Source organism: Paracraurococcus lichenis (assembly GCF_030657435.1).
Taxonomy (GTDB): Bacteria; Pseudomonadota; Alphaproteobacteria; order Acetobacterales; family Acetobacteraceae; genus Paracraurococcus; species Paracraurococcus lichenis.
In genome coordinates this window covers 1-1,300 of the sequence record NZ_JAUTWS010000304.1, presented here as the reverse complement: position 1 = coordinate 1,300, position 1,300 = coordinate 1, and the positions used below count along the sequence as shown (strand labels likewise).

At 68.6% G+C, this 1,300-nt stretch carries 1 protein-coding gene; it reads left to right on the top strand.

Annotated features, from left to right (window positions below):
* Window positions 1–207 precede the first annotated feature (207 nt).
* Entirely contained in the window at window positions 208–1,278 is a 1,071-nt protein-coding gene (locus Q7A36_RS39845) for an IS110 family RNA-guided transposase (RefSeq protein ID WP_305109330.1), read from the top strand.
* Window positions 1,279–1,300 lie beyond the last annotated feature (22 nt).

Sequence of the window (1,300 nt, the reverse complement as noted above, 5' to 3'; positions counted from 1 at the left end):
TTGACTGTGAGAGTGTTGGCGTTGTCCGGCGGGTCTGACCCTCAAGTTGATTGACCCTGTGTCATCGCATTGACCTGTCGGCCCGCCGGACGACGCCCAGCGATCAGGCGGGAAGTGACCTCATAGGAGCCTGAGGCCGTCCATCCCGTCACAGTCCTGTCCGCTCGCCGGATCGCCGGGACAGCGCATCTGCGGAGGACAGGCGACATGAGCGAGGCCATACTCCCCGACATCATCGTCGGCGTCGACACCCACAAGCACACCCACGCCGCCGTGGCGATCACTGGGCTCGGCGCTCGTCTCGGGGAACTGACGATCGAGGTCAGCCTTGAGGGCTACCGCGAACTCGAGACTTGGGCCCGGTCATTGGGAGCCATCAGCGCCTTCGGTATCGAGGGCACGGGCTCGTACGGCGCCGGCCTGGCGCGCTTTCTCCGCGCCGCGGGCCATACCGTCCACGAGGCGGGCCGCCCCGATCGCGGGCTGCGCCACCGGCATGGCAAGACCGACCACCTCGATGCCGAGGGCGCCGCCCGCGCCGTGCTCGGCGGGCAAGCCACGGCTTTGCCCAAAGCCGGCACCGGCGAGGTGGAAATGATCAGGCATCTCAAGGTCGCCCGCGACACCGCGGTCAAGGCGCGCACCCAGGCCATGTTGGCGCTCAAGGCCATCATCCTCAACGCTCCAGCGGCTCTGCGCGAGCAGCTCGATGCACTCGCCGGCAAGATGGCGCTGGTCCGGCATCTAGCGGCCTTCCGGCCGGGGCCGTTGACCACGACCACCGCCTCAGCCAAGGCCAGTCTGCGCGCCATCGCCCGGCGCTGGCTCCACCTTGACCTCGAGATCAGGTCACACGACGCCCATCTCAACCGGCTGACGGAGCGGTGCGCGCCGGAGATGGTCGCGGCGCACGGCATGGGGACCGCGACCGCGGCGGAGATGCTTGTCGTCGTCGGCGACGAGCCGGAGCGGATCCGCTCCGAAGCCGCCTTCGCCAAACTCTGCGGCGCCTGCCCGGTCCCCGCCTCGAGTGGCAAGACCAGCAAGCACAGGCTGAACCGCGGGGGGCACCGGCAGGCCAACGCCGCTCTCCACCGCGTGGTGGTCGTGCGGATGCGCACTCACCAGCCGACCCTCGACTACGTCCGCCGCCGCACCGCCGAGGGCAAGAGCAAGCGCGAGATCATCCGCTGCCTCAAGCGCTTCGTCGCACGCGAGATCTTCGGCTATCTCTGCCGTCGCCCCAAAGCCGTCCGCCCAGCACAAATCGCCACTTGACCTCTATAGGAGCATCAATGCC